At 47.9% G+C, this 6,062-nt stretch carries 3 protein-coding genes; 2 read left to right on the forward strand and 1 reads right to left on the reverse strand.

The genetic code is table 11. The features are described from left to right. The first annotated feature begins 304 nt into the window (after nucleotides 1-304). The gene (locus RMO55_RS15160) at nucleotides 305-1,315 is read left to right on the forward strand and encodes a J domain-containing protein (RefSeq protein WP_310427777.1); all 1,011 of its coding nucleotides are present in this window, start codon (nucleotides 305-307) and stop codon (nucleotides 1,313-1,315) included. A gap of 236 nt (nucleotides 1,316-1,551) precedes the next feature. Next, nucleotides 1,552-2,922, forward strand: a complete 1,371-nt coding sequence (gene mnmE, locus RMO55_RS15165) for a tRNA uridine-5-carboxymethylaminomethyl(34) synthesis GTPase MnmE (protein WP_310427778.1) — start codon at nucleotides 1,552-1,554, stop codon at nucleotides 2,920-2,922. Nucleotides 2,923-2,953: 31 nt separating this feature from the next. Here the strand turns inward: mnmE and RMO55_RS15170 are convergent. After that, the coding region (locus tag RMO55_RS15170) for a hydantoinase B/oxoprolinase family protein (protein ID WP_310427780.1) at nucleotides 2,954-6,062 on the reverse strand (3,109 nt) is incomplete at its 5' end.

Raw genomic sequence — 6,062 nt, forward strand, 5'->3', positions numbered from 1 at the left:
TTATTCGGGGGGAACCCCCGAATAAAAACCCCGCTGTCGCACCTTCATGGTCGGGGAACCCGACCGAAGTGCGCCGCTGCTTGGGTTTGTTCCATCGCCCTAGGAACAAAGGCCGGACAATACGGTGGTACAGGCAAGTAGAGTACCTTTTCAAGACAGTGGAAAGTTAAATTTTCATGACTGACATAATGAAACCTATGACAATCGTTAAAGTTAGTAGTTAGTGACTAGTGAATGAGTCAAAAGTATCTATATTGATGTATTCATCCATCCACCTGACACCCTGTACTCGAATCCTAAAAATATGCAAGATATTCGCAATTATTACGAGCTATTGGGTGTGAAGCGGGATGCTTCTGCTGATGATATCAAACAGTCATTTCGGCGATTGGCGCGAAAATATCATCCAGATCTCAATCCTGGAGATAAAACTGCTGAGGACAAATTTAAGGCGATTAGCGAAGCATATGAAGTCCTATCCGATCGATCCAAACGATCTCAATATGATAAGTTTGCTGGGTTTTGGCGTAAAAATCGCCCCAGAGCTACGCCAAATAATAATCCGCCCAGAGATCGATCGAATGACGAAGACGAATTTAGCGATGATTTTAATACATTTATCGATCGACTATTAGGGCGTAAAAAAGAGTCTAATAATGGGAATAATAGCACCGACTGGGCAGCTCGATCGGATGCCCAATCTGCCCGCAATTCGCGTCCTAACGAACGCCGAAATTCTCGCGAATCTGGATCGCCAGATCGCAATAGTGCTCCTGAATCTCAACCATTACTACGTCCTAAAAACCTTGAAGCCGAACTCACTTTACCACTAGAAAAAGCTTATTTAGGCGGACGCGAACGGATTACCATTCAAGAAGACGGTCGATCTCTAGAAGTAGATATGCCGCCAGGGATGATCCCTGGACAAAAAATTCGGTTGCGCGGACAAGGAATTGCGGGTGGCGATCTTTATCTAAAAATTAATGTATCACCCCATCAATTTTTTAGACTCGAAGGTGTTAATGTCTATTGTCAACTTCCTGTTACTCCAGCCGAAGCCGTATTAGGTGGATTTGTTGAAGTCCCGACGCTAGATGGATTAGTTAAAATTAGTCTCCCTCAAAGTATTATTTCAGGACAAAAATTACGACTTGCGGGCAAAGGGTTTCCGAGTGAAGATGGTAGGCGCGGCGATCAATTGTTGGAAATTCAAATTGTTGTGCCTAAAAATTTACTCCCTGCCGAACGCGAACTCTACGAAAAATTACGTGAAATTGAATCATTTAATCCCCGTCTCGATCTAACAATTAATTGATAATCTTACATCTTACACCAGATGCAAAATCCCTAGTGTTATTAGGGCGGCAGGAAGAACACACTCACCATCAGTTTTCTACTCTAACATCACTAATATTAAATATATATTGATGCAAGATGTGAGTGATTGATAATCGATCGTTCAAACCGTTGTTCTGAGATTATCATTACACAGCGTAGCTCTAAGGCTACCCCTACGGATTAATTGTGTAACTTCAACTTTCAACTCCCAATATGCAAACTGGAACCATTGTAGCGATCGCGACGGCTGTTGTCCCCCAACAGGGAAGTGTCGGAATCGTGCGACTATCGGGGGGAGATGCTGTGGCAATTGCACGGCGAATTTTTCACACGCCTGGCAACCAAAAATGGGAAAGTCATCGGATTTTGTATGGGTATGTAAGGCATCCAGAGACAGGTGAGACGATCGATGAAGCACTACTGTTAGTTATGTTCGCACCGCGCTCCTATACGCGGGAAGATGTGGTGGAAATCCACAGCCACGGCGGGATTATTTTAGTCCAACAGATTCTTCAATTGTGTGTGGAATATGGAGCGAAAGTAGCTGAACCAGGGGAATTTACCCTGCGTGCATTTCTCAATGGACGGATCGATCTGACTCAAGCTGAGAGTATCAGCGATCTGGTGGGTGCTTTGTCTCCAGCCGCCGCTCAGACAGCAATTGCTGGGTTGCAGGGGAAATTACGTCAACCGATCGATCGATTGCGATCTCAAGCTCTGGATTTACTGGCGGAGATTGAGGCGAGAATTGATTTTGAGGAAGATTTACCCCCGTTGGATGTGCCCGATGTCACGGCAAAATTAGGGGCATTAGCGGCCCAAATCGAGCGGATTACGGCGACAGCCGATCGGGGGGAACTGCTGCGAAGTGGTTTGAAGGTAGCGATTCTCGGACAGCCGAATGTGGGCAAATCTAGTCTGCTCAATGCTTGGAGTCGAAGCGATCGAGCAATTGTAACACCACTACCTGGAACAACGCGGGATGTAGTCGAATCTCGCTTAGTCGTAGGTGGAATTCCAGTCCAGGTATTAGATACGGCGGGGATTCGAGATACTAACGATGTTGTAGAACAAATTGGGGTGGCGCGTTCGCGCGCGGCGGCGCAAGCAGCGGATTTAGTCTTATTGACAATCGACGCGCAGATTGGTTGGACGGATGCAGAGACGGATATATACGCCCAAATCGCGCCGATTACAACGATCTTGGTGATTAATAAAGTCGATTTAGTCAATGCTCTACCTCAGATGGATCTACCATCAGGGATTAGTGCTGTAGTCGAAACCGCTGCAGCGACTGAATTAGGTATCGATCGACTAGAAGCGGCTATTTTAGACATTATTGCTGAAGGAAAATTGCACGCGGCAAATATCGATATCGCCATCAATCAGCGTCAGGCGGCTGCCTTGATTCGCGCCCAGACTGCCTTGCAACAGGTCCTAACTACCATTAAAGGTCAACTTCCCTTCGATTTCTGGACGATCGACCTTCGCGAAGCAATTAGAGCCTTAGGTGAAGTCACCGGCGAAGAGGTAACGGAATCGGTACTCGATCGAATTTTTAGCCGCTTCTGTATCGGCAAATAAAAATCTGTGAGATTGGGAAAAATTGAATACTTTACAATATCTCCGATCGTCGAAGCAGTCCAAAACCGCCACCACCAGGAGTTTCGATCGAGAAAATATCCCCTTGATTCATCTGCACTTCCGCTTTACTTCCTAATATTTCAATTGAGCCATCACACCGCTCGATCGAATTTAGCCCTAAAGCTCCTGGCTCCCCACCGGCTAATCCAAATGGTGCGATCGATCGATGACCAGACAAAATACCCATAGTCATTGCTTCTCGACAGCGGATGCGACGGATTACGCCATTTCCGCCGGAATATCGACCGATGCCGCCACTATTCGATCGAATCTGGAAAGTCTCCAATAGCACTGGAAATCGCAGTTCTAGGATTTCTGGATCTGTCAAGCGGGAATTGGTCATGTGAGTTTGCACTGCATCGGTACCGTCAAAATGCGATCCAGCCCCAGAGCCGCCGCAGATCGTTTCGTAGTATTGATATCGATCGGTCCCAAAGGTAAAATTATTCATCGTACCTTGTGCCGCCGCCATCACACCCAGAGCACCATAGAGCGCATTGGCGATCGCTTGAGAGGTCTCGACATTGCCAGCTACCACCGCCGCTGGATATTGGGGATGGAGCATCGATCCGGCAGGAATGATGATTTTCAGGGGTTTGAGACAGCCTGCATTGAGGGGAATATCATCATCAATAAGGGTGCGGAACACGTATAAAACTACCGCTTTGCAGATGGCTAAGGGTGCATTGAGATTAGTGGGTTGTTGGGGAGACGTACCTGTAAAATCGATCGTGGCAGCGCGAGTGGTTCGTTGGCGCAGCCTCTCCACTGGAGAATCGATCTCAATCTTCACCTGAATTTGACAACCATCGTCCATTGGATAGATAAAGGTCCCTGGCTTGAGTACCGAAATCGCCCTTCGCACGGATTCTTCGGCATTGTCCCGAATGTGATGCATATAGACGGCGACGGTATCTAAACCATATCGCCCCACCATTTCTAGTAGAGCATTGACACCCCGTTCATTCGCCGCAATTTGCGCTTCCAGGTCGGCGATATTTTGCTGGGGATTGCGGGCGGGATATGGGGAATCGGCAAGGAGAGATAACACCTCAGCCATGCGAAATCGCCCGCCAGCGACGAGTTGAAAATTATCGATTAAAATCCCCTCCTGCTCGATCGAGGTGCTGTGGGGAGGCATGGAGCCTGGAGTGATACCACCAATATCAGCATGATGTCCGCGTGATGCAACGTAAAATACTGGCGTTGTCTCGGTGAGGAGAAAAATCGGAGTAATTGCGGTGATGTCGGGTAGATGAGTACCGCCGTTATAGGGGTTATTAGAGATATAGACATCTCCAGGTTGCAGGTTTTCACCGCAGGCTTGAATCAGGCTGGTGACGCTTTCACTCATCGAACCCAGATGGACGGGAATATGTGGCGCGTTTGCTACTAACTCTCCCGATCGATCGAAGATCGCGCAACTAAAATCTAAGCGTTCTTTGATATTGACTGAGTAGCTGGTATTTTGGAGGGTAATCCCCATCTCTTCGGCGATCGATTTGAGCAGATTATTAAAGATTTCTAGCCGCACTGGATCTGGAGTTACCCCCCCAACCCCCCTGAGCCAGAGGGGCTTTAGATTCTGGGTATTAGTAGTAGATTGTTTGCCGATAGGAAATTCCTCGACCTTTTGCGGAAACTCTTGCTCTCGCCCTCTCCCCGTTCCAAGAACAGGGCTGGGGTGGGGTAAAACCTCATGAGTCAAAATCAAATGATTTTTCGGTGTTAATAATGCCACCCAATCTGGTTCGATAATATTGGTACCTATAGGCTCGATAATAATCGCAGGGCCGATAATTAGATCGCCAGCACAGAGATGTTGACGATCGAATACAGCCGCCTCATGCCACTTGCTCTTAGTATAAATCGAGACAATTTTTCGGGGTGTCAGGGGCGTAGTTCGTGGGGCAATTAAGACTGGCTCGGACGGAGTAGACATCGAGTCAATCGCTTCTACCATGACCGATTCGATGATAATATCTCGGTCGAGCGTCGCAAAGCCATAACGTTGTTGATAAATTGCCTCAAATTGCGACCGCATCCCATCGACATCAGTTGTAAAATCTACCAATAATGGCGCATCGGTGCCAGCATACCGCAGGTACACTTGTTGCCGAACTTGTAGCTGGGCAATGGCGATACCTTGAGCGGTAATTTCTGACTGTCCGATTTGGGCTAATCGATCGAGTACCGTTTTCACAGTCGAAATATTATTGGCAATCAATGGTAATTGAATTGCTTCTTCCTTTAACACTCGTACATCCGCCAACCCAATCCCATACGCAGATAGCACGCCAGCATAAGGATGGAGAAAAATTTGTTTCATTCCCAACGCCTCCGCCAATAGACAAGCATGTTGTCCCCCCGCACCGCCAAAACAGCACAAGGCATATTCGCCAACATCATAACCGCGCTGACTGGAGATTTTCTTAATCGCTGTCGCCATTTTATCGATCGCGATCGACAGAAAACCAGCCGCTACTTCTACCGAAGATCGATTATCCCCCGTAACCGCCTGAATTTCTGATGCTAGTATGGCAAATTTTCCATGCACGATTGCCCCATCTAACGGTAAATCCCCCGTTGCCCCAAACACCGCTGGAAAACAATCCGGTTGAAGTTTACCCACCATCACATTCGCATCTGTCACTGTCAACGGGCCATTATTTCGATAGCAGGCGGGGCCAGGATTGGCTCCAGCCGAATCTGGGCCGACTCGATAACGCCCAACATCAAAATGTAAAATCGACCCTCCTCCAGCGGCGACAGTGTGGATTGCCATCATCGGCGATCTCAACCGCACGCCAGCGATTTCGGTTTCCAATGTGCGCTCGTATTCGCCGTTGTAATGGGAGACATCTGTAGATGTACCGCCCATATCAAAGCCGATAATTTTAGTAAATCCACCCATTCCACTAGTTTTCACCGCACCGACGATTCCTCCTGCTGGGCCTGATAAAATACTGTCTTTCCCCTGAAAATTTTGGGCACTTGTCAAGCCACCATTGGACTGCATGAAGAGGAGGGAAGGGAGGTGATGGTGTGGGGGTGTGGGGGTGTGGGGGTGTAGGGGTGTT

This window comes from Chamaesiphon sp. VAR_48_metabat_135_sub, from assembly GCF_031418915.1.
GTDB lineage: Bacteria > Cyanobacteriota > Cyanobacteriia > Cyanobacteriales > Chamaesiphonaceae > Chamaesiphon.

What these genes read in the sequence shown, in the direction of transcription:
- RMO55_RS15160 (WP_310427777.1), top strand. Translation starts at nt 305, where the DNA reads ATGCAAGATATTCGCAATTATTACGAGCTATTGGGTGTGAAGCGGGAT.
- mnmE (WP_310427778.1), top strand. Translation starts at nt 1,552, where the DNA reads ATGCAAACTGGAACCATTGTAGCGATCGCGACGGCTGTTGTCCCCCAA.